This is a genomic window from Acinetobacter rudis (assembly GCF_031157835.1).
Classification (GTDB): domain Bacteria; phylum Pseudomonadota; class Gammaproteobacteria; order Pseudomonadales; family Moraxellaceae; genus Acinetobacter; species Acinetobacter rudis_A.
The window spans coordinates 1-19,077 of sequence record NZ_JAVIDR010000013.1; the positions used below are offsets into that span (position 1 = coordinate 1).

Annotated in this window: 18 protein-coding genes, 4 tRNA genes and 1 pseudogene; 2 read left to right on the forward strand and 21 right to left on the reverse strand. The window is 37.2% G+C overall.

The window, feature by feature from the left end; genetic code table 11:
- From RFH42_RS11550 to RFH42_RS11635, 18 genes and pseudogenes are all read right to left on the reverse strand, one after another.
- A partial coding sequence (locus RFH42_RS11550; protein ID WP_308975782.1) for a GTP-binding protein occupies nt 1-707 on the reverse strand: 707 nt, incomplete at its 3' end.
- 145 nt (nt 708-852) lie between these two features.
- Nucleotides 853-927 (reverse strand) — tRNA-Thr (locus RFH42_RS11555).
- A 15-nt stretch (nt 928-942) separates the two neighbouring features.
- Nucleotides 943-1,018: transfer RNA gene (locus RFH42_RS11560), tRNA-Gly, on the reverse strand.
- A 36-nt stretch (nt 1,019-1,054) separates the two neighbouring features.
- A tRNA-Tyr gene (locus RFH42_RS11565) sits at nt 1,055-1,138 on the reverse strand.
- Between the two features lie 50 nt (nt 1,139-1,188).
- A tRNA-Thr gene (locus RFH42_RS11570) sits at nt 1,189-1,264 on the reverse strand.
- 97 nt (nt 1,265-1,361) lie between these two features.
- Nucleotides 1,362-2,855, reverse strand: coding sequence for an anthranilate synthase component I (gene trpE / locus RFH42_RS11575; protein ID WP_308975783.1), 1,494 nt, complete (start codon nt 2,853-2,855; stop codon nt 1,362-1,364).
- A 133-nt stretch (nt 2,856-2,988) separates the two neighbouring features.
- Nucleotides 2,989-3,660, reverse strand: coding sequence for a phosphoglycolate phosphatase (locus tag RFH42_RS11580; RefSeq protein ID WP_308975784.1), 672 nt, complete (start codon nt 3,658-3,660; stop codon nt 2,989-2,991).
- 165 nt (nt 3,661-3,825) lie between these two features.
- Nucleotides 3,826-4,503 carry an FHA domain-containing protein gene (locus tag RFH42_RS11585; protein WP_308975786.1) on the reverse strand — a complete coding sequence of 226 codons (678 nt, stop codon included), beginning with the start codon at nt 4,501-4,503 and terminating at the stop codon, nt 3,826-3,828.
- A gap of 258 nt (nt 4,504-4,761) precedes the next feature.
- Nucleotides 4,762-7,047, reverse strand: coding sequence for a type II secretion system secretin GspD (gspD, locus tag RFH42_RS11590; protein ID WP_308975788.1), 2,286 nt, complete (start codon nt 7,045-7,047; stop codon nt 4,762-4,764).
- 39 nt (nt 7,048-7,086) lie between these two features.
- Nucleotides 7,087-7,923: a type II secretion system protein N gene (locus RFH42_RS11595; RefSeq protein ID WP_374990767.1), complete on the reverse strand. Its 837-nt coding sequence runs from the start codon at nt 7,921-7,923 to the stop codon at nt 7,087-7,089.
- A 2-nt stretch (nt 7,924-7,925) separates the two neighbouring features.
- Nucleotides 7,926-8,669, reverse strand: a complete 744-nt coding sequence (gspN, locus tag RFH42_RS11600; RefSeq protein WP_308975790.1) for a type II secretion system protein N — start codon at nt 8,667-8,669, stop codon at nt 7,926-7,928.
- Between the two features lie 167 nt (nt 8,670-8,836).
- Nucleotides 8,837-9,160: an H-NS histone family protein gene (locus RFH42_RS11605; RefSeq protein ID WP_308975791.1), complete on the reverse strand. Its 324-nt coding sequence runs from the start codon at nt 9,158-9,160 to the stop codon at nt 8,837-8,839.
- A gap of 129 nt (nt 9,161-9,289) precedes the next feature.
- Nucleotides 9,290-9,730 carry an acyl-CoA thioesterase gene (locus RFH42_RS11610; protein WP_308975792.1) on the reverse strand — a complete coding sequence of 147 codons (441 nt, stop codon included), beginning with the start codon at nt 9,728-9,730 and terminating at the stop codon, nt 9,290-9,292.
- Nucleotides 9,731-9,744: 14 nt separating this feature from the next.
- A complete protein-coding gene (locus tag RFH42_RS11615) occupies nt 9,745-10,938 on the reverse strand; it encodes a heme biosynthesis protein HemY (protein ID WP_308975793.1) in 1,194 nt (397 codons plus the stop codon).
- A gap of 4 nt (nt 10,939-10,942) precedes the next feature.
- Nucleotides 10,943-11,767: a hypothetical protein gene (locus RFH42_RS11620; RefSeq protein ID WP_308975795.1), complete on the reverse strand. Its 825-nt coding sequence runs from the start codon at nt 11,765-11,767 to the stop codon at nt 10,943-10,945.
- Nucleotides 11,768-11,773: 6 nt separating this feature from the next.
- Complete coding sequence (locus RFH42_RS11625) at nt 11,774-12,550, reverse strand: uroporphyrinogen-III synthase (protein ID WP_308975796.1); 777 nt, start codon at nt 12,548-12,550, stop codon at nt 11,774-11,776.
- Nucleotides 12,551-13,471 carry a hydroxymethylbilane synthase gene (gene hemC / locus RFH42_RS11630; protein WP_308975797.1) on the reverse strand — a complete coding sequence of 307 codons (921 nt, stop codon included), beginning with the start codon at nt 13,469-13,471 and terminating at the stop codon, nt 12,551-12,553.
- Nucleotides 13,472-13,651: 180 nt separating this feature from the next.
- Nucleotides 13,652-14,014 (reverse strand): annotated as a pseudogene (locus RFH42_RS11635) (LytR/AlgR family response regulator transcription factor); the annotation flags it as partial.
- A gap of 794 nt (nt 14,015-14,808) precedes the next feature.
- Between RFH42_RS11635 and argH the strand changes: the two are divergent.
- Together argH and RFH42_RS11645 are read left to right on the forward strand one after the other, a co-directional pair.
- On the forward strand, nt 14,809-16,242 hold the full coding sequence (argH, locus tag RFH42_RS11640; protein ID WP_308975798.1) for an argininosuccinate lyase: 1,434 nt from the start codon (nt 14,809-14,811) through the stop codon (nt 16,240-16,242).
- 11 nt (nt 16,243-16,253) lie between these two features.
- A complete protein-coding gene (locus RFH42_RS11645) occupies nt 16,254-16,526 on the forward strand; it encodes an oxidative damage protection protein (protein WP_308975800.1) in 273 nt (90 codons plus the stop codon).
- A gap of 228 nt (nt 16,527-16,754) precedes the next feature.
- Here the strand turns inward: RFH42_RS11645 and RFH42_RS11650 are convergent, their stop codons facing one another.
- The 3 genes from RFH42_RS11650 to RFH42_RS11660 form a co-directional block, all read right to left on the reverse strand.
- A complete protein-coding gene (locus tag RFH42_RS11650; RefSeq protein WP_308975801.1) occupies nt 16,755-17,057 on the reverse strand; it encodes an IS630 transposase-related protein in 303 nt (100 codons plus the stop codon).
- A gap of 288 nt (nt 17,058-17,345) precedes the next feature.
- Nucleotides 17,346-17,735, reverse strand: a complete 390-nt coding sequence (locus RFH42_RS11655; RefSeq protein WP_308975804.1) for a helix-turn-helix domain-containing protein — start codon at nt 17,733-17,735, stop codon at nt 17,346-17,348.
- Between the two features lie 147 nt (nt 17,736-17,882).
- Complete coding sequence (locus RFH42_RS11660) at nt 17,883-18,467, reverse strand: recombinase family protein (protein ID WP_016657975.1); 585 nt, start codon at nt 18,465-18,467, stop codon at nt 17,883-17,885.
- Nucleotides 18,468-19,077: the final 610 nt, after the last annotated feature.

Consider the following 19,077-nt stretch of genomic DNA (forward strand, 5'->3'; position numbering starts at 1 on the left):
GTTTCAACACGGCCAGTTACAACTGTACCACGACCTGAAATTGAGAATACATCTTCAATAGGCATCAAGAAGTCTTTGTCGATTGCACGCTCTGGCTCTGGGATATAAGAGTCAAGAGCTTCAACCAATGAAAGTACAGCTGGAACGCCGTATTGGTTGTCTTCGCCGTTTAACGCAGCAAGAGCAGAACCACGGATAACTGGAGTGTCATCACCTGGGAAGTCATAAGTAGATAGAAGTTCACGAACTTCCATTTCTACTAATTCGATCAACTCTTCGTCATCAACGATATCGCATTTGTTCAAGAATACGATGATGTAAGGTACACCAACCTGACGTGAAAGCAAGATGTGCTCACGAGTTTGTGGCATAGGGCCGTCAGTTGCTGAACAAACAAGGATCGCACCGTCCATTTGCGCAGCACCAGTGATCATGTTTTTAACATAATCGGCGTGACCTGGGCAGTCTACGTGAGCGTAGTGACGAGTTGGAGAATCGTATTCTACGTGTGAAGTATTAATTGTAATACCACGTGCTTTTTCTTCTGGTGCAGAGTCGATTGCAGAGTAATCTTTCGCTTCACCACCGAATGCTTTTGCACAAACAGTTGCAATTGCAGCTGTTAAAGTTGTTTTACCATGGTCAACGTGACCAATTGTACCCACGTTAACGTGTGGTTTATTACGTTCAAACTTGGCTTTAGCCATGATGATCTTCCTCGTTTACGTCGAACACGGTCAATACAACTCAGCATCGACATTAAGTCTAAAAAAACAGACACCCAATACTTAAAAAGCAGACTAATAAGCCTGCTTTCATAAATCATGTAGATCAAGTCTACCAAACTGTATCTGGAGCTCTTATCGAGATTTGAACTCGAGACCTCTCCCTTACCAAGGGAGTGCTCTACCACTGAGCTATAAGAGCGATTTTTTCTTCGATTGGAGCGGGAGACGAGGGTCGAACTCGCGACATGCAGCTTGGAAGGCTGCCGCTCTACCAACTGAGCTACTCCCGCATTGCGTTGGTATACATACCGTCTTATCGAAGTTAATGGTGGTGGGAGAAGGATTCGAACCTTCGAAACTTACGTGGCAGAGTTACAGTCTGCTCCCTTTGACCGCTCGGGAATCCCACCTATCACACTTAACTAACAGTGCTGTTCTTTTTGCGAAACATTCTTAAAAGTGGTGCCGACACACGGATTCGAACTGTGGACCTACTGATTACAAGTCAGTTGCTCTACCAACTGAGCTATGTCGGCGTTTCTTTTGTTTTCGATGTTTCGCATCGGAACGGTGTGCAGTTTAGCAAAACTTTCAAAGCTTGCAAGTGCTTTTTAAAAAAAAATCGTCAAAAACTCATAAAATCAATCCGTTTGACGATAATTCAACCGCATTGATCACTGCGCGAGCTTTAATTTGGGTTTCATTCCACTCAGAATCAGCAATTGAGTCAGCAACTACACCTGCACCAGCCTGTACAAAGACCTTGTTTTCACGAATCACACAAGTACGAATCGCAATAGACATGTCCATTTCACCATGCCAGCCTAAATATCCAACAGCACCACCAAATATTCCACGCTTAACAGGCTCAACTTCGTCAATAATTTCCATCGCTCGAATTTTAGGTGCACCTGAAAGCGTACCTGCTGGGAATGTTGCTTTAAATACATCGAGTGCATCTACCCCATCAAGCACCTCACCCTGCACATTAGATACAATATGCATAACGTGTGAATAACGCTCGATCACCATTTGATCAGTCACTTGAACTTTACCAATTTTCGAAACTCGTCCGATATCATTACGTCCCAAATCAATCAACATTAGATGTTCAGCAATTTCTTTTTCATCAGAAAGTAAATCTTGCTCTAGTGCTAAATCTTCTTCTTTATTTTTGCCGCGTGGTCGGGTTCCTGCCAAAGGTCGTACAGTTGCAATCCCCTGTTCTAGACGCGATAAAATTTCAGGTGATGAACCCACTACATGAAACGGCTTCTGATCCTCTAAAGTCTGACCTTGTAACAAAAATAAATAAGGCGATGGATTGAGATGACGCAAAGCACGATAAACCTGAAGTGGCTCACCATCAAAATCAGACACCATTCGATGCCCAGGTACAACCTGCATAACATCCCCAGCACGAATGTATTCTTTTACTTTCTCCACCGTTTCAACAAACTTATCTTTACCTGTGAGCGAAACAAAATGGGGAGTCGTGTGTTGCTTAGCAGTCAAACTCACTGGCGTTGCCAGTAGTTGCTCTAAAGCATCAAGTTGCTGTTCGGCCTGCTGGTAGGCATTAGGCTGGTTAGCATCTGCATGTACAATCAAAAACAACGTATCTTTAAGATTATCAAACACAATAACTGTCTTAGATAACATCATCCACAAATCTGGAATACCAACAGGGTCCTCTTGGCAAGCCATTCCCAAACGTGGCTCAATATAACGCACACTGTCATAACCTAAATAACCAACCAAACCACCTGTAAATTTAGGTAATTCTGGAATGACATGATGATCTGGCACATTAAACTGAGCCTGAAAATCACGTATATATTGAAATGGGTCTGCACAAGGCAAAGTTTGTAATTCAGTATTTGGCTGTTGAATACTCAAAACCCCTTGATTACAAGAGAAAACCGTCGTTTCACCCAAACCAATAATTGAGTAGCGTGCCCAGTTTTCCCCACCCTCTACCGACTCAAACAAATAAGCATTTGCATGTTGTTGTAAGCGTGCAAATACTGATAATGGTGTATCTGTATCAGCTAAACGCTGACGATAAATAGGAATAAGGTTATAACCTTGGGCTTTTAACTGTTCAAATTGCTGTATGCTGCTCATAGAAATGCTCATATATTTTCGATAGATCTAAATGATCAAATGGTGTTTTGGCTTACTGAGATACAATTGAGCATCGCCATCGAAAATGTTTGATTTGTTCCATTTCTATACCTTACTTTTCAGCTTAATGAAGCTATTGATTGAGTAATTCAGTTAAATTTGCCACGACTTGTTGTGGCTGACAATCTCGAATATCTTCGCCATGATTATAGCCATAGCTCACCGCAATACAATCCATACCTGCGCGACGTGCAGCTTCAATATCATTGATCGAATCACCGATCATTAGACACTCAGTTATATTTTCTGCAAATTGCCCTGCACAATAAAGTAATTGTATCGGATCCGGTTTACGCAGCTCAAAACGATCTCCCCCAATAACGTCAACAAAATACTCACTCATAGCCAAATCATCCAAGATCTGTCTAGCAGGTAGTTCAGGTTTATTGGTCACACAGATCATTATTTTTTCTTGTTGTTGTCCCCACTGTAAGAACTCCATAATTCCTGGGAATGGTTTTGAATCTACACAAGGATCAGCATTATAAATCTCTAAAAAAGTCGCCAATAATTGTTGTTGTAATAATGGATCAACCTCACCCTTAATGTGCTTCAATACACTCTGACAAAAAATTGCAGTACCTTTTCCAATCCAGACACGGACCTGTGCTTCAGTAACTTGCGGCAAAGCCAAACGTTCTAAACTTAAATTCATTGCACGATATAAATCACCTGCAGAGTCAACTAAAGTTCCATCCAAATCAAATAGTATGACCTTACGCTGTGCTAAATTTGCAATACACATGAACAACTCCACAATCAGATTAGAAGCTACAACAATAAAAATCAGCTGTTTTATTTACAGATAAAAAAGACATGCTATAGCATGTCTTGATTGTACACAGTTCTTTGCTTGATTGATGAACAATTCTATACTTTCCAGTATGTTCACACCAAATAGATCAGTACCTTACTTTAAGAAAAACCAAGCCAATACAGCTAAAATCACCAAAGCAATAATGGTAATTAACCCTACAGAAGTATTTTTCTTTTCTTCTTCAGCTTGTTTCACATCAGATACAGGCTCGGGAATAGCAACAACAGTCGGCTCAGCTTTAACATTAATATCAACACCTTCTGGAATAGGTGCTGGTTTAGGCACAGCAACACGCGTTGGCATTCCTTCATGACTTAATGCAACATCTTGGGCGCGCTCTTGAACACTCGGCATCCCTTGCTCGTTCATTTGTGCCGCAGCACGCTGCACCTCACCATCATGAGTTGCTGATGTTGCTACTGCCTCAGAAGGCTGAACAATGACTTCTTCTAATGCAGTATCTACTGTGTTTGACTCTACATCTTGATGCACCTCAAATTGAAGGCTCGCAAAGACAACTACATCACCTGATTTTAAGGCGACCTCTGTCGTGCTAATCCGCTCACCATTCAGAAAAGTACCATTCGAGGAATTTAAATCTTGTAAATACAGTGCAGCATCTTTTAATAAGAAGGCAGCATGACGGCGAGAAATTTCTGCAGACTGCAACAAAATATTAGCATCTTGATGTCGACCAACAAGCATATCTTGATCAATCTTAATCGACTTTCCAGCAAACTCACCTGTGGTTGCTTGAATTTTCCAAGTCATAATTCATTACCCATGTTCATTTCAGTCATCTTAGCATGGACAACATCATGCGCAATATCATTGATGATTACTTAATCAACATCATATCCCAACAAAATGTTAGGTTAAATAAGGAATGAATGACTCTCCTCACACAATTAAAACCCCAACCAGACATTGTGTTTCTACGGCTCTCTACACACCAATAGACCATGCTTTTACATGGTCTATTGGTCGAGCTCTCAGACTAATTGCACCTGATTTGTTACTTTCCACTTATTAAGGTGCAGGTCGAGTGGTCGTCGTTGTGGTCGTTGATTTGGTTTTTTCCACCTCAGGAGCAGCTGGTATAGCTGGAGAAATCGCTTCCGTAGGCTCAATCGCAACAGGTGTTGCAATTGTTGTAGATGGAGTTGCACCACCTGACGGTAGCTTCTGATAAGTACTATTATTGATTGGTGCTGCTGGGGAACGAATAGGTAATCGTTGTTGATAAATATCCTCAACATGCTCAGGAAGCTTCGAGAAGTTACCATCTTTATCCATAGCCAATTGCAGACTATACAACTGATCATAGCGGCGCTGTGACATGCGACGAACATCTTCACTGTCTCCCACTATAGTAGGATGAATAAATACCAGTAAATTACGCTTTTCACCACTATGATTATCTGATCTAAATAAACGACCAATACCAGGTATAGCCCCCAAACCAGGTACACTTTGTCGGCTTGTCACATTGTTATCCGCAATTAAACCACCTAACACAATAGTTTGACCGTGATCTGCCAATACAGAGGTTTTAATTGCACGTTTACTCGTGACCAAATCAGTTGCTTGTCCCTTACTCGCTTGCACAGCCGATACCTCTTGCTGTACTTCTAATCGAACTGACCCACCTTCACCAATGTGAGGTACAACTTTAAGTGTTACCCCCACATCCTTACGCTCTACTGTTGTATAAGGATTAATTCCCGTGGAACTAGAGGTCACAGATCCTGTAATAAAGGGCACATTCTGCCCCACTACAATATAAGCCTCTTCATTATCTAGAGTCACAATTGAAGGTGTGGAAAGTAAGTTTGTTTTTGTATTACTTTTCAATGCTTGAATTAAAGCACCATAAAACTCACGGGAACCATTAGCACCTTCACGATATTTCCCTATACCAAATGCACCACCAGCACCTTTATTCTCATTTCCAACCAACGCCCCGCCAAGCCCTGCACCCCCACCTGTTAAATAGCCAGAGACCAACCCTGCCAAACTAGACCCAACATTGGTAAAGTTAAGTAACCCAACACCACTACTAATATCGCCCAGTGCCCACTGCACCCCGAGCTGATCTGCATCATCACCTGATATCTCAATAATTGCTGCTTCAATAAGCACTTGTTGACGACGCACATCCAACTGTTGAATAGCAGCATCAATCTCTCGCATTAATTGTGGTTCCGCTTTTACCATTAATGCATTTTGAGAAGTATCTGCAATAATACTCACACCATTAGCATTAAAACTACTAATGCTATTTGAGCTATTACGATTTGAACTACTTCCTAAATTAATACTTGGTGTAGAAATACTGCCATTACTTCCAGTAGTTGAACTACCAGAATTATTATTCACTAGATTATTAATATTATTTGCAGACTGTTGCCCTGATGATGAATCATTAGTCCCCTCAACAGCTTGGCCTGTAACCAGCCCTTGTAAAATCTTCGCTAAATTATCTGCGCTTGCATAACGCAATTTATAAACTTTCAGACCACCCAAACGATCAGCAGAAGGTACATCTAACATCTCGATCATTTGTCGTAGCCGCTTGCGTGAAGTCGTATCGCCTTTAATTAAGATACGATTGGTTCGTGCATCGGCAATAATACGAACCCGTGAACCAATTTGATCTTTCACAGCACCAGTTGCAGACATTGTTTCCAATAAACCGATAAGTTCTTCAGCCTGACTGGAGCGAAGTTCAATTGCTTCAATATCATTTTGACCAGTACCATCTAGATTACGAATAATCACTTCCAGTTGTGCAATATTTGCAGCACGATCCGAAACAATGAGTGCATTCGTACCCTGCACTGCAGCCATGTGTGCAAATTGTGGCATCAGTGGTCGCAGTGCTGGAATCAAATCATTGGGATTGGTGTTTTCCAACCAAATTACACGTGTAACAACCTGATCCCCTTGTGCATTTCGACGTGCATCATAAGGAACACCAGCATTTTTCACATTACTATCTGGCACCAAGCGAATCGTATTGCCCGCTGGAATTGCAACTACGCCATTAACATTCAATACACCCAAGAACAAATCATAAACTTCATTTTTATTCAAAGGCTTATTAGAAATAACTGTTACGTTACCACGTACACGCGGATCCACAGCAAAATTTTTACCTGTGATATCAGCAACTTCATTAATAAATGCTGTTAAATCAGCATCTCGCAAATTTATTTTCCACGTCTGTGCTTGTACAGATGTGCTCATGACAGCCAAAACAGGTGCCGCTGCGACTAGTGCCCACATTGACCGCTGATGATTCAAAAATGCCATAACTTATTGTCTATCCTAATTCTAATCTTAACCTAGCACTCATAAACTTTGTTGAAAGGTCATTACTTGATCACCACGTTGAATCTCAATTTTGACCTGACCTTCACGTTTTGCCTGTTCCAACAATTGAACATCGCTTTGTCCTTGACCCACACTCTTACCATTTAGAGATAAGATCCGATCACCAGGACGTAGCCCTAATTTATTACGAAGTGCTGCAGGTGTTTGCTCAGTTACCTCATAACCTTGCCCACCACCTGTGTTTACACCCATTTTTTTCAAATACTCTTCGCGGTCATCTGACATCTGTTCAATTGCCTGTCCAATTGCACTTTTAGAACCTGGCTCCGCAACAATTGGTGGAGGATTACTAGATTGTGTTTGCGTTTCCTGATTTGGTTGTGGCTGGTATAAATTAGTAATGCCACTAAATTTCAGCACCTTTGTTGAACCACTATTATTTTTTAAGACTACATTATCCCAATATACAGCAGCTAGACGATATGCTGTTCCATCCACCAATTGCCCAATGATATATCGCTCTGCTGTTTCTCCAACTTTAATCACAGCAGTAGAGTTTCGACTTAGTGAAGCCACCATAACACCTTGCAGATGCATATCAATATTGTCATTTGAACTGTTTGTATCTGCTCCAGCTTCATAAAATAAAGCAAAGCTGGAAATATTAGGGACTTGTAGTTGTTTTGAACCCATAATGACTTGTTCTGGCTGCATAAGTTGAGGAGGAGCAATAACCCACCATAACATTGCGGCCAACTTCCAACACAACACTAAAATGAATAATAATAAAACCAATGGAGCAGTACGATCTATTTTTTGCCATTGGATTTTTTCCAATTGTTCACGAATATTCATCTTCAAGAACCACCTTGCATCAGGGGCTTTCTTGTACTAACGACAAAAGTATCTAAACCAGCTTTACCGTCATAACTCGGCACATTCATTAATAATCGTTGTGTGAGTTGAACATCCAACATCATGTTCGGGTCCAACATAATATTCGCCATTTTTTGTTTGCGTTGATCCTGAATATTAAATTGCAACTTACCATCAACATCCTGCAATTGTCCATTTAATGACGGCATATTCATCTGATCTTGCCTATCAGCAAAAGTATAGACTAACTCACCACCCGCCCATTGCAACTCACCTTGAACCGAAGAAAATCCTTGCTGTTTCTTAAAATCAAGTTGCACATCTTTTAATTGAATTTGGTTTGCTGGCCACTGCCAGTTAATTATAGCTTTTAACGTTTCTGGAGATATTTGGCCTTGTAAATCCCTTACAATAACTTTTTTATTTATTCCATATCCCATTATGGCTTTTAACTGTGTTTTACCACTAAAAATTTCGATATTTGCTGCCGCACGAAGTAAAATTAAATCTAACGGCCTGGTCTTCCAAATAATCGAACCTCGCATTTCTCCTTTACGCCAATCTGCTTGTCCTTGCCAAATATTACCACTCACATTTTGCAGCACTTGATTATCTTTATAAAATTTTGAAATTAACCAAGAAGCCGGAACTTGTAACAACACAAAGACCAAGAAAGAGATGACTGCAATCACCAACCACTTCATATTTTTTGGTTTTTTATTCATCGGGGTCATACCACATTAATCACTTATACTTCTCCGCATGATCATACCTGTTGTATATAACCGATTCACCATATTTCTTCCACACCAGCATTGTACATTTATAAAAAAACCAAGCACACGGCTTGGTTTCAAAAATACTAATGCCAACTAATGACAAAATGATGAAATTAGATTAGGAAGTCTTCTAATTTTGCACCTTTTTCAATTTCAGCAACTAACCAACGTGGTTGTTTACCACGACCAGTCCAAGTTTCTGCTGTATTCGATTTATTACGGTAACGCGGCTCTACTGCTTTACGTGTTGTCTTCTTGCGTTTCTGAGCACCATATTCAATAAACTGCTCTAGAGTTAATCCAGCAATATTTGCAATTTCAATAATCTGATTATATGCATCTTCAATTGCTTGATCTTTTTTAGTTTCAATTAAAGCTTCAGCTTCAGCGGTTAAACGCTTTAATTCTTCAACTGATAATTTACTAATATCCGGCATTACATTTACTCCAAAACCATATATTCGTTATTTGAATAATTTCGAGTCCATGATATTTTCATTAACAATAACAATCAATACTTTCATCTCATTTAAATACATAACTCAACAAAAAAAATATGTATAACTTTAAATATTATTGCCAAGATTTAAATCATGATTAACATTTTGTTCAAATCGAATAATATCTTCTCTAATCTGTTTTGGTATTAAAGTCTTTTTCATTTCAACTGGATCAACAAATACCACCACAGCTTCTGCTGTTGCTACAACTTGCTGTTGTTGTTCACTGTATAAAACATAATGCATGCGCACTGCACTATTCCGAATTTCCTCTACACGAGCAGCGACTTTCAATACGTCCGGATAAAATACTGGTTTTAAATATTTACACTGATTTGATGCAATAACAGTTAATACATCATGACCATATGTACCTAACTCATGAAAATACAAAATACGTGAACTTTCAATATACCGATAATACATAACATTATTGACATGCCCATAAGCATCCATGTCACCCCATGCCACGGTTTGCTTTAGTATTACAGGATATTGATCTAACATAATCTAATTCTCACTTAAATCTTAAATTGAACAAATTTAGCATCATTTTCAAATACTAATTTCAACTCATCCAACAAATCATCCTGTCCTTTTAAACTAGACTTAATACGTAAATAACTCATAAATATATTATTTGGAAAATGTGTTAATAATTCATCTGCTTCATTAAACCTTTGAGTTTCCGTATAAATATACCATTGAGCAAAACTTAATACTGGTAAGCTCGGATACTTTTCACCCAACTTATCAATATATAATTCAACTTCTTCATATTGAGGATCTTTTTGCAATAACTGTTGTTGAAACCAAATATAAAAAACATCTTGATCAAATTTAACTTCTAATAAATGTGTCGCTAATACTGCAACATACTGATCCATATTCTGAATACGTAATAACAGCTTCAACCATAAAACTTGTAAAGCATAGTCTAATTTTTTAATATTTTTTTCATTTTCTATATAGTTATTTGCTAACTCTAAAATATTTTCTTCACTTGCTTGATCATAATGCTCTAAAAGTTGAATTAACCACTTTTCCATTGCATCAGTATTTAGATCAATATCAATAGACTGAGCTAAATATAACCATGGATAATTAAAAGCAAAACTTGCCCAAAGTATATCAAGACGCTTATTAAAGCATTCTTCCACGGGTAACAACCAAGGAGACAGCAATTGACTGCTTAAAAACTGCAAATGAGATAAAGCTAGATCAGGTTTTTTTTGCGCCAAGTAAATTTCAATACGTTGAATTTCAGACAACTCAAAAGTTGCTGTTGGGCATCCTTCTAAACATAAAAGTGCAGTCTCATAGTTTTGTTGCAAAGACTCATACTTAGATTGGAAAATTTGCTGCAATAGTCCAGAGTGTTGAAAAATACGCTGCACAAAATCTTGGTTTGCGTCATTGTCTTGTAAAATCCAAATTACCCCTAGTTGTTCATAAGGATGTAATTGTGAAAAATCATGGATATATTTCAGTTTGCGCTTTTCACTATTAATATAGCTTTTAAAACCATACCAAGATAAATGAGTAAGGAAACTGAGTAACACACTAAAAAATATTACAATAGTTAAATTGGACTGAAACTGTATGCCAGACCATAAGATGTAAACATAGCCAGCGCCAGTAAGGTAAAACAACACACTGAATACAGCAAACAAGATCAAAGCAATAAATAAATATAATTGTATAATTTGCTTCATAACTTTAACCCAAAATTGTTCTACTGATTAATTTCGGCACAGGTAATGTAGGAATATTCTTCAGCTGTAAAATTTGCTGCCGCACGTTTTTACTGACAGGATCAGGTAATAGACCCAAACGCTCAACAACTTCATTCAGCATTGCCTGATATACCGACACATCCCCACGTAATAGCGCCTGCTCGGCAAGTAACAGCCTAAATTGAGCTTCTTTAAGCACTAAACTACGCTGATTCAAAGCAACATTGACATGATCCACACGTTCTATTTGAAACCATTTTTGCCAAAAATGTTCTGTCTGCGTTTTAACAGAACTCATTTGTTGATTATTAGATTCAAGCTGAAGACGTTGATCCAACTGACCAATCAAACTGGTCAACCGCTGTTGCTGAGCAGCTTGAGCAGCTACAAATTTTTGAATCGCTTGTTGATCCTGTGCAATTGCCTGATGAAGACTTTGACTTAGGCTGCTCGCAATTTCATATTGCTCCAAATTACGATCTAACTCAGCTAATTTCTCCATTGCATAACTATACTGTTGTTGCTCAAGAGCAAACTGCACCAGATCAAGTTGAGATTCGATCAAATGCTGAGTATTAAACAAGGATGGGGTTGAGGTGGGGCTTGGAGCTACATGTTCAGTTAATGGGGTTTGTTGTTTTCGCTGTAGTGCAACAAGCTGGTCATTTAAATTATCACCGCGTTGCTCATTTTGATATAAGCTTTGCTGTAATACGCTAATCTGTTGATTTACTCGAATATTATCATAGCCAAGTTTTGCTAGGCTCCCAAATACCACAGTAACCAATACTAAAGTAGTTTTTTTCATTGGACTTTAAATATGCAATTGTTGGAGAGTATTCAATACAGTAGGCTCATCTAGTGACTCAACTTGAGTTATATTAAAACAATTCCCTTTTTTTAGGTGGAATTTTTGCAGAATTTGATACAATCGCTCCCCCAAAACCAAATAATGTCCTTGCTCTAGAAACGCTACATGTTGCTCGCACAGTTGACACCAATTATGCCAACTTGCCTCACTACTTATACAGACCACGTAAGGCTGTGGATTAAGTAGATGTTGTTGTAATAAATGCTGAAATTGTTGTAATGCGTTATCAGGACAATGACGTTGATATAACAGCATATTTAATATCTCAAAGCCTTGCTGTTTGCATTGCTGCATCATAAATTGGCGTCCGCCAAGACCACGCCAAAATGCAATCCTTTTAAGATCTTGTCGTTGATTAAATATAGGTAATGCAAGCATCCCTTCCGATGTTTCAAGCTTTGGTACACTCGCATTAATTCCATATTGAACCAATGTATCGGCTGTCTTTCGACCAACAGCAATCCACTCCACCTGATCTAAATCACTTATAGTAAGCTGACTACGCTGCAAATAATCCATTCCAATTTCAACAGCAGTAGGACTCACCGCAACGATTGCTTGGACAAACGGCAATTGCTGAAACTGTTGCTCCAAGTCCACGGTATATGGATATGATTGTAAGGCCAATAAAGGCAACTCAAATACAGTTACACCTGCTTGAGTCAAGCACTGAGTTAGTTCTCTTGCTCGACTTGCAGGTCGTGTATTGATAAATAACATTTAATGTAGTGCTGCCAAAAGTTCTGTCGCCCCTTGGCGAATTAAATCTTGTGCCAATAAAACACCTAATTGTTCAGCTTCGGCTATATCACCTTGCAACTTACTAACTAATAATGTTTGACCATCAACACTGCCAACTCGCCCCTCAATACTTACACGATCACCTTCAAGTGTTGCAAAGCCAGCAATAGGAACCTGACAGCCACCTTCCAGATAAGCATTAAAAGCACGCTCAGCCCGTACACAAGCATCTGTTTCTGCATGCAATAGAGGTTGAATCAAAGCAAGAGTATCTGTATCTAATGTACGACACTCTAGGCCTAGAGCACCCTGACCTACCGCAGGCAAGCTTAATTCAGCAGTTAAATGATGTCTAATCCGATGCGTTAAACCCAAACGCTTTAATCCAGCACTAGCCAAAATAATTGCGTCATATAAACCTTCATCAAGTTTAGCCAAACGTGTTCCAACATTACCTCTTAAATCAATAACATCTAAGTCAGGACGTTGCTTTAAAATTTGGCATTTACGTCTTAAGCTCGATGTACCTAATTTTGCTCCAAGTGGCAATTGGTCAAAGTTTTCATATTGATTAGAAACAAAAGCATCAAAAGGATCTTCGCGTTCACAAATCACAGCTAAACTTAAACCTTCTGGTAAAGCCATAGGTACATCCTTCATAGAATGTACAGCAAGATCTGCACGCCCATCTAACAAAGCAGCCTCTAACTCTTTAACAAAAAGACCTTTACCACCTATTTTAGCTAGCGGTGTATCTAAAATTTTATCGCCCTGAGTGACAAAAGTAACCAATTCAACCTGTAAGCCAGAATGCAGTTTCATCAATTGATTTTGAATATATTCAGCTTGCCAAAGTGCAAGAGGGCTTTGACGTGTCGCAATTTTCAAATTTTTTTTCATTGTATAGAGAGTTAAACCTTAAACACCCTAAACTTAACCTGATCAATTTAAAAAGCAAGTAAATTATTATCATTGAGTAAAGATTGATAATAATACTTGAAGTAACACGATTTATCGTTATTGAAAATATATGCCCTTCAATCTCTAATCAAAAACTAAAAAAATCTAGTCTATTAGCAGTTATAAATGATAAATTCTATTTCTTAGGCTAGATAAATGTCTTCGACTCACAGCTAAGCGCTCATCGATTTCTCGACAACGTACCTGATATTGCCCAGCAGAAACAAGCTCTAATCCATCTAAGTAATCTAATGCTATAAGCGCATTACGATGAATTCGAATAAACCTATTTCCAAATTCCTGTTCCAACTCTTTTAACGTTTCATCAATCAGTACGCTGCCATTTTTATGACGCACTGATACATATTTTTGGTCAGCTAAAAAGTAATAAATATTTTCTGTCGGAATTAACTCGACTCCACGATAAGTCTTTGCAGCAATCTGCTGCCTTTGAATTACTTTATCCATAGTTTCTTTTTTTTCTTAGTTTGGTAACTGCACTCAAGTCAGTTAAGTTAATTTAATTGAATAAATACTGTAAAAGGTTCAATACAACTGATTTCAGCAAATATTCAGTTGGCTTTATTTCATATCAACGAGATTACTTATTAGGTTCTAATATATTCTCCCACTAACTTCACAGTGACTTTCGTAAACATTGTCTAAATTCTATGTAATGTAACGATCACGATTTAATAACTGTGTCAGAGAGAGCCGATTCACCAGAAAAACAATGAAGACATCTTAAGCAAACTGAGGAGAGTATTTTTCCTCCTTGTTTAGACATCACTGTTTTTTTAATAAATTAACTCATCAGAGACAAGACCTTTTGACATTAACTCTATAAAAAAAACACTTCATAAAATTTTAGAATTATTTTTTTACATGAATTATCAATCACTTAAAAAATATCTTTGTTTAAATTTCAGCTCAACATCAGCTAAAATAGATCCCAAAACATTCGTATTTTGATTGCTTATTTTCATTTTATGGTTGTAATGTAAGATATATAATGACTGTAGCGACACACTTTCTAAAATTTTATACAATTGTATAACTAAAATTCTAAATCCATTTTCATTCACCATTACTATTAAACACTTCTCACATCACACAACCCAGCACACAATTAATCGTTTAATTCTTGTGAAATCATAGTTTTTTCTCCCAACACAAGTTCACTGGTGTAATATCCAATGTGCCACTCGACTTTTATTGTCTGACTTCAGCAAATTATGTTGAGTTTGCTATACTCTTTTTTATTTTCCCGAGCTGACATGACTACATCTTCTCACTCTTCTCAATCCTCCACTCAAAACCAAACATCTGGTATGTGGGGCGGTCGTTTTACCGAGGCTACAGATTCTTTCGTAGCTGAATTTACAGCCTCTGTTCAATTTGACCAACGCTTCTATCAACAAGATATCGCAGGCTCAATTGCACATGCTACTATGCTTGCAAAAGTTGGTGTTCTCACTGAACAAGAGCGTGATGACATCATTCAAGGGCTCACCGAAATTCGACAAGAAATCGAAGAAAATCGCTTTGAATGGCGTGTAGATCTTGAAGATGTACATATGAATATCGAAGCACGACTAACAGATCGAATCGGGATCACAGGTAAAAAACTACATACTGGTCGTAGTCGTAATGATCAGGTTGCTACTGACATTCGTCTTTATGTTCGTGATGAAATTGATGTAATTCTTAATCTATTGAATAAATTACAAAAAGGTATTCTTTCACTCGCAGAGCAACACACGGCAACAATTATGCCTGGCTTTACACACTTACAAACAGCGCAACCTGTTACATTTGGCCACCATCTTATGGCTTGGTTTGAAATGTTATTCCGTGATAGTGAGCGTCTAATTGATTGTCGTAAACGGGTAAATCGCATGCCACTTGGTTCTGCTGCACTTGCAGGCACAACCTATCCAATTGACAGAGCTTATACAGCTCAATTGCTTGGTTTTGACGCAGCAACTGAAAACTCACTTGATGCCGTATCTGACCGAGATTTTGCAATTGAGTTTAATGCAGCAGCTTCACTCATCATGATGCATTTATCACGCATGTCAGAAGAACTTATTTTATGGACATCTGCACAGTTTAAATTCGTCAATATTCCTGATCGTTTCTGTACTGGCTCTTCTATTATGCCGCAGAAAAAGAACCCTGATGTACCTGAACTTGTTCGTGGTAAAACGGGTCGTGTTTATGGTGATTTAATTAGCCTACTTACCCTTATGAAGGGTCAACCATTAGCCTACAATAAAGACAATCAAGAAGATAAAGAACCTTTATTCGATGCAATTGATACTGTACGTGGCTCGTTAATGGCCTTTGCAGATATGATCCCAGCTTTAGTACCTAATCAAGCAGAAATGCGTGAAGCAGCTTTACGAGGTTTCTCAACTGCAACAGATCTAGCTGATTATCTTGTTAAAAAAGGGATTGCTTTTCGTGATGCACATGAAATTGTAGGTAAAGCTGTTGCTCTTGGCGTTCAAGAAGCGAAAGACCTGTCAGAACTCAAATTAGAACAGTTACAGCAATTCTCTGCACTTATTGATGCAGATGTATTTGATAAGGCACTCACTTTAGAAGCATCTGTTAGCGCACGTGACCACCTGGGTGGGACTGCACCTAAACAAGTACAAGCTGCGATTGTACGAGCACATCAACGACTTGAACAACTCTATGCTTAAGGAGCATATCTATGACAAAACTTGTATTTTGCCGTAAATATCAACAAGAGCTTGAAGCTTTAGATTTTGCACCATTTCCTGGACCTAAAGGTGAGGAATTACTCAACTCTGTTTCAAAACAGGCTTGGCAAGAGTGGCTAAAACATCAAACAACATTAATCAATGAAAAACGTTTAAATGTTTTTGAAGTTGAAGCAAAAAAGTTCTTAGAAGAACAGCGTGAAAAGTTCTTTAATAATGATGCTGATGTAGAACATGCAGAAGGCTGGAAACCAGAAGCTTAAATAAAGAGGCCTCGTATAATTGCAACAAGGGTAATACGGGGCTTTCTTATTATAATATCAGCCAATTAAAATCTAAGCTTGAAGCAGCTTATTTAAAATCAAAATAAACAAGGCTATGACAATTTAATCGCCATTTTAAAATCTACCATTTTTAGCTAAGAATCAACAATTAAGCACAAAAAATCCAAATGACTCAAGCAAACTTGGATCACGCTATCTTGATGTTGTTTACTTTTTCTTTGGAATGATACCTAGCCGTTTCAAAGCCTTTTGTATACCAGACTTTGAACAATTCAAGCGAACTGCGCGTTGATATTGAAAATCGTTAGGGTAATCTTTGACATCACGCAAAATCAAATCATCGTGTAATTTACGTGGTTTATAATCATGCGATGTCTTCGGCTCTAACTTTTTTTTCCATCTTTGAATGGTTGTCGGACTCAACTCAAACTTAGCTGCAGCCTCTTGAAATGTCATTCCCTGCTCTAGTTTTGCAAGGATCTTTTTACGGAAGTGTACTGGATAAGTCATGTTGCAATTGCGGTACTTTTAAAGAGTTGTAATATAATTTCTTTTTAAAAAAAAGACTACTAATTTAGTCAAGATTAATAAATAAAAAATGTAAACCAATTTATACTACACAGCGCATTTCTATTGGTTATTTTAAATAATTAAATTAATTTATTTACATTACAATTAGTTAATTAATACCACTCAAATAAAGTGAAAATTGCACCAGGGGTCGTCTCTATATTCCTCAAGACCACTACAACTTATCCAAAGTGCAAATTCACCTAGAATTTTAAACAGTAGTATTTACTACACTTCACTTTCAAGTTGCTTATTTTTACGCACAACAAACACCTTTTTTGCTGGAGACCAACTCAAGCGCTTTAATGTACGTCTTATGACCTCATATGCAACAGGATACCCAAAGGTCTTTTCAAATAAAGGAACCAATTCATGTATATTGGTAAAGTTCGATTGTTCAACAAAAGTCTTAAAAGCACCAAGGTCTTTTATACTACTTGGCCGCCCTCCTTTATTTTTTCTGTTTTTAGGATCAAACTCTTCTGTATGTTCGAGTTCAATCCAACGATCTAATGTAGGTCTTGAAATACCAAAAATTTCACAAACCTGAGATTTGTTACCCATTTTTTTCCAAGCCATTAGAGCCCGCTGCCGTAGATCCAAAGAATGAATTTTCATTAATACCGTCATCCAAAATTTGATTTATAAAATATTTTATTTTTAATTCGCCAATATAAATCGCTGTCCTATTCAATGTATTTTCCATCACTAATAAGTATAGAACTATACAAACCAGTAATTAGGCCAACTATATACCATTGAATTTCAATTAAATTCCTGAGAAGCTTTTTCCAAAAGCCGATTGATTACGGTACGAGTCACCGAGTATTCCTTTGCAAGTGAATAAACGCTGTGCCCCTTTTTGAATTTATTAATAACTTCTTTTTTCTGTTCTGGTGTTAAAATTTCAGGACGACCTACTTTCTTAACAAAATTATTAGTTGGATAATTTTTATTAATTTTTTTAAATTTACCCTCAAACTCAAAACATATTTTCAGAAAATGTAGAAAAAAAACCTTCAAATCTCCACTAATCTCATTTTTGGAATAATCAAAACAGACCAATCTGATTTTCTTTTGGTCAACCCTATTGACGATATTAAAAATTTCCTCAAAATTTCGCCCTAAACAATCAATTCCTTTCACGAGTAACAAATCATCTGCTTCTAAACCATAGTTTATTAAATTAATAAATTTATCTCTATATATTATAGAGGTATCTACTGTTACCTCTTCAAATATCAATCTTTGTTTTGGTATCTGATATCCATTTTTATAGAAATAAGAAATATAGTTTATATCATCACACTCATTACCAGGATCATTTCTAACATAAGCATATGTACGCATAAAATCTAAATCCAATGCTAAATTTAAAACAACTATAATTAAATTATATACAATTAAACCCTAAACACAAATTATTGAAATTTAAACAATATGTATTAATTCGTGTTTTAAATCATATTGCTTAAGGTAATATTTCTAATACTTACAACCAGCAACCCAATATTATAAAGTTTAATTTAATAGTATTAATTATAAGCACTCCTTAATTTCCCAATCATTTTAGGAACTAACATGTTTTTGCTATTAAGCACTCCATAATCATTTTCTATTCTATACAGTGAAAAATTATTTAAAAAGCGTATTAAATATATATTAAAAATAATAGATCGATTTCTCATATACAAATTAAACACACCCAAAAGAATAATTTAAACCTACAAATACTTTACATTCTTTTAGCCGATCACACCCTATATCTAAAGTTTTACTTAATTATTGAATGTATCGAATGCGCAGACATTATAATTAAATTTTTTGTAAAAAAAACACAACTCTTAAAATAAATTGAGGTTTTAAGCATACTTAATTTTTCCTCAAGACAAATGCATGGAATTTCAACAAAATAGAACTCATGCAAATAATGAAAAATATAAGCATATAAAAATGAATT

Excerpts from the sequence above, each read along its gene's own strand:
- trpE (WP_308975783.1), bottom strand. The coding sequence starts at position 2,855 with ATGAGCAGCATACAGCAATTTGAACAGTTAAAAGCCCAAGGTTATAAC.
- RFH42_RS11580 (WP_308975784.1), bottom strand. The coding sequence starts at position 3,660 with ATGTGTATTGCAAATTTAGCACAGCGTAAGGTCATACTATTTGATTTG.
- RFH42_RS11585 (WP_308975786.1), bottom strand. The coding sequence starts at position 4,503 with ATGACTTGGAAAATTCAAGCAACCACAGGTGAGTTTGCTGGAAAGTCG.
- gspD (WP_308975788.1), bottom strand. The coding sequence starts at position 7,047 with ATGGCATTTTTGAATCATCAGCGGTCAATGTGGGCACTAGTCGCAGCG.
- RFH42_RS11595 (WP_374990767.1), bottom strand. The coding sequence starts at position 7,923 with ATGAATATTCGTGAACAATTGGAAAAAATCCAATGGCAAAAAATAGAT.
- gspN (WP_308975790.1), bottom strand. The coding sequence starts at position 8,669 with ATGAATAAAAAACCAAAAAATATGAAGTGGTTGGTGATTGCAGTCATC.
- RFH42_RS11605 (WP_308975791.1), bottom strand. The coding sequence starts at position 9,160 with ATGCCGGATATTAGTAAATTATCAGTTGAAGAATTAAAGCGTTTAACC.
- RFH42_RS11610 (WP_308975792.1), bottom strand. The coding sequence starts at position 9,730 with ATGTTAGATCAATATCCTGTAATACTAAAGCAAACCGTGGCATGGGGT.
- RFH42_RS11615 (WP_308975793.1), bottom strand. The coding sequence starts at position 10,938 with ATGAAGCAAATTATACAATTATATTTATTTATTGCTTTGATCTTGTTT.
- RFH42_RS11620 (WP_308975795.1), bottom strand. The coding sequence starts at position 11,767 with ATGAAAAAAACTACTTTAGTATTGGTTACTGTGGTATTTGGGAGCCTA.
- RFH42_RS11625 (WP_308975796.1), bottom strand. The coding sequence starts at position 12,550 with ATGTTATTTATCAATACACGACCTGCAAGTCGAGCAAGAGAACTAACT.
- hemC (WP_308975797.1), bottom strand. The coding sequence starts at position 13,471 with ATGAAAAAAAATTTGAAAATTGCGACACGTCAAAGCCCTCTTGCACTT.
- argH (WP_308975798.1), top strand. The coding sequence starts at position 14,809 with ATGACTACATCTTCTCACTCTTCTCAATCCTCCACTCAAAACCAAACA.
- RFH42_RS11645 (WP_308975800.1), top strand. The coding sequence starts at position 16,254 with ATGACAAAACTTGTATTTTGCCGTAAATATCAACAAGAGCTTGAAGCT.
- RFH42_RS11650 (WP_308975801.1), bottom strand. The coding sequence starts at position 17,057 with ATGACTTATCCAGTACACTTCCGTAAAAAGATCCTTGCAAAACTAGAG.
- RFH42_RS11655 (WP_308975804.1), bottom strand. The coding sequence starts at position 17,735 with ATGAAAATTCATTCTTTGGATCTACGGCAGCGGGCTCTAATGGCTTGG.
- RFH42_RS11660 (WP_016657975.1), bottom strand. The coding sequence starts at position 18,467 with ATGCGTACATATGCTTATGTTAGAAATGATCCTGGTAATGAGTGTGAT.